Origin of the sequence: Kitasatospora sp. MY 5-36 (assembly GCF_001182915.1) — a bacterium.
Taxonomy (GTDB): Bacteria; Actinomycetota; Actinomycetes; order Streptomycetales; family Streptomycetaceae; genus Kitasatospora.
Window position 1 is genome coordinate 1 of sequence record NZ_LFVW01000920.1, and the last position, 3,298, is coordinate 3,298.

The 3,298-nt window shown below is 72.3% G+C and carries 3 protein-coding genes; all 3 read left to right on the top strand.

The window, feature by feature from the left end:
* The first annotated feature begins 178 nt into the window (after nt 1-178).
* Nucleotides 179-1,588, top strand: coding sequence for a sensor histidine kinase (locus AE652_RS38210; RefSeq protein ID WP_234348686.1), 1,410 nt, complete (start codon nt 179-181; stop codon nt 1,586-1,588).
* Nucleotides 1,540-2,205: a response regulator transcription factor gene (locus AE652_RS38215; RefSeq protein WP_049659962.1), complete on the top strand. Its 666-nt coding sequence runs from the start codon at nt 1,540-1,542 to the stop codon at nt 2,203-2,205. Before AE652_RS38210 ends, AE652_RS38215 begins: the two co-directional genes overlap by 49 nt.
* 246 nt (nt 2,206-2,451) lie before the next feature.
* A partial coding sequence (locus tag AE652_RS38220) for a DUF2637 domain-containing protein (RefSeq protein ID WP_049659964.1) occupies nt 2,452-3,298 on the top strand: 847 nt, incomplete at its 3' end.

Below are 3,298 nucleotides of genomic sequence, written 5' to 3' on the forward strand. Positions count from 1 at the left end.
CCGGGTCCCGGATGGGGGTTCTTCGCGTTTTCAGACTGTCTCATCGGTCGGTGTCACTTCCTCCACTCACAGGTGGTCCTAGGTCTACCTCGGTTTTGGGGTGCCATGGCCAGTGTGGGTGATGGACGGTTCGTGAAGACTGATGGAGGACGATCGGTACCGGCATCAGGAGCTTCCCGTGACAACAGTGAGTCGTACGAGCGGCGCGTCCGTACGTGCTCAGGCCCAGGCGGCCTTCAAGGCCGGCGGTGAGGGGCTGGCGCGGCTCGGTGTGGTGGTGTTGGCCGCGGTGCCGGGCGTGGTGCTGCCGGTGGGCGCGGCGATCTGCTCGGGGGCGGTCACGGCCCGGCTCCTGCAGTCGTACGACCTGGGCGTCTTCCTCTCGCTCCTGGTGGCAGCGACCGTCGGCGCCGTGGTGGCCGCGGCCAGCATCCGCCGTACCGCGAACCGCACCCGCGGCCAGCTGGAGCGCTGGTTCGGCATCCGGCTGCCGGCGGTCTACGAGCCCCGGCCGGAGCTGGAGTTGGACGGCCGGGGGCACTGGTGGACGGGCTACACCTACCACCGGTCGCGGACGGTGGCGAAGTACGTCCAGGTGGTCCACTGGGGCCTGCGGGACCGGACCACCCGCGCCGAGCTGCTCTGGCTGCTGGCGAACCCGTTCCTCGTGGTGGCCCTCGCCGGCCCGGTGGCCGTCCTGCTCGGGCTGGGCGTCGCCTACATCCTGGCCGGGCCGGTGCCGGCGGACGGGTTCGGCCCGTTGAGCAGCCGGATGGTGGCCGTCCTGCTGAGCGCCGTGCTCGGGGCCGCCATGATCGTCGCGGGCATACTCGCGGCACCGTACGCGGTGCGGGGGTACGTGGAGGCCGCCCGCCGGGTGCTGGACCAGGACGGCCGGGCGACGAACGCCCAGCTGACCAGGCGGGTGGCCGAGTTGACCGAGACCCGGGCGGACGCGGTCGGCAACCAGGCCGCCGAGCTGCGGAGGATCGAGCGGGACCTGCACGACGGCGCCCAGGCGCGACTGGTCGCGATCGGGATGACGCTGGGCACCATCGAGCACCTGATGGACACCGACCAGGAGGCCGCGCGGGAGCTCCTCGCCGAGGCCCGCCAGTCCTCGGCCCGGGCCCTCCAGGAGCTGCGGGACCTGGTGCGCGGCATCCACCCGCCGGTGCTCGCCGAGCGCGGGCTGGGCGACGCCGTCCGGGCGCTGGCGCTGGACAGCGCCCTGCCGACCGAGGTGTGCGTGAGCCTGCCGGACCGGCCGCTGGCGCCGGTGGAGGCCGCCGTGTACTTCAGCATCTGCGAGCTGCTGGCCAACGCGGCCAAGCACTCGGAGGCGGAGCAGGTGTGGGTGGACATCCTCTACCGGGCCGGCTTCCTGCGGGTCACGGTGACGGACGACGGGGTGGGGGTGGCGGACCCTTCGCGGGGGACCGGACTGCGCGGGATCGAGAAGCGATTGGGTACCTTCGACGGTGTCCTCTCCATCGACAGCACGTCGGGCGGACCCACCACCATCACCTTGGAGTTGCCGTGCGAGTTGTCCTCGCCGAGGACCTCTACCTCCTTCGCGAAGGCCTGATCCGGCTGCTGGAAGCGCACGGTTTCACCATCGCCGCGGCGGTGGAGACCGGGCCCGAGCTGTTGGACGCGCTGCTGACCCACCGGCCGGACGTGGCCGTGGTCGACGTCCGGCTGCCCCCGACGCTCACCGACGAGGGCCTGCAGGCGGCGCTCAAGGCCCGTCGGGAGATCGCGGGCCTGCCGGTGCTGGTGCTGTCGCAGCACGTCCAGCAGCTCTACGCGCGGGAGTTGCTGGCCGACGGCACCGGGGGGATCGGCTACCTCCTGAAGGACCGGGTGTTCAACGCCGGGCAGTTCATCGACGCGGTCCGCCGGGTGGCGGCGGGCGGTACGGCGATGGACCCGGACGTGATCGCCAAGCTGATGCAGACCACCTCGCGCCGGCCCGGTCCGCTGCTGCGGCTCTCCCCGCGCGAGCGCGAGGTGCTGGAGCTGATGGCCGAGGGCTGTTCCAACTCGGCGATCGCCGCCCGCCTCTCGGTGAGCGACGGCGCGGTGGCCAAGCACATCGCCAACATCTTCGGCAAGCTCGAACTCGCCCCCGACGAGGACGCCAACCGCCGGGTGCTGGCGGTGCTGACCTACCTCAACGGCACGGCGGGGCAGACCGGCTGACGATCCGGCGGCGCCTCCGCTCCGACCCCGCGTGGTGCCGGGGGCCGGGTGTCGGGCCGCCGCACTGTGACACCCCAGGCTGTGGGCACGCTAAACACCTGTACGAGTAAACTCCGGTGAGCCGAGCCCGGAGGTTGCCCAGCCGTCCGGCGGCCCGACCAACGGAGTCCGGCGGCCCGACCAAACGGGACCCGGCAGCCGAGGCAGCGTACGGCAGCAGCCGACATCCAGGGGTTGATAGACGTAATGGCACGCCCAACGCTCACCAAGGCCCATCGGGGCCTGCTCGGCCTGGTCGCGGCCGGTGCCTTCATCATCTCGGGCATCGGCTTCGCGGGTTCGTACAACGCGGTGCGCGACCTGGCCGAGCAGAAGGGTTTTGGCGCCTTCTCCTACGCCTTCCCGATCGGTGTGGACGCCGGCATCGTCGTGCTCCTCGCGCTCGACCTGGTGCTGACCTGGCTGCGGATACCCTTCCCGATGCTGCGGCAGACCGCGTGGCTGCTGACCGTCGCCACCATCGCCTTCAACGCGGCCGCCTCCTGGGGCGACCCGCTGGGCATGGGGATGCACGCCGTCATCCCGGTGCTCTTCGTCGTCGTGGTCGAGGCCTCGCGGCACGCGGTCGGCCGGATCGCGGCGATCACCGCGGACCGCCACATGGAGTCGGTCCGGGTGATGCGCTGGCTCCTCTCCCCGGTACCGACCTTCCGGCTCTGGCGGCGGATGAAGCTCTGGGAGCTCCGCTCCTACGACGAGGTCATCCGGCTGGAGCAGAACCGCCTGGTCTACCGGGCGCAGCTGCGCTTCCGGTACGGCCGCGGCTGGCGCCGCTCGGCACCGATCCAGGCGCTGCTGCCGCTCAAGCTCGCCAAGTTCGGCGTGCCGCTGGACCCGGCGCTGCTCGACCGGCTCGACGACGACGGCCGGGCGCGCGACGTCAAGGAGGTGCCGGCGGAGCAGGAGACGCCGGGGGTGGCCCCGCAGGAGAACCGCGTCGCCGCGGCCATCGCCCCGGCCGCCGAGGCCCACGCCCAGCAGCCCCCGCACCCGCAGCAGGCACCGCAGGCCGTCCAGCCGGCCGCCCCGCAGG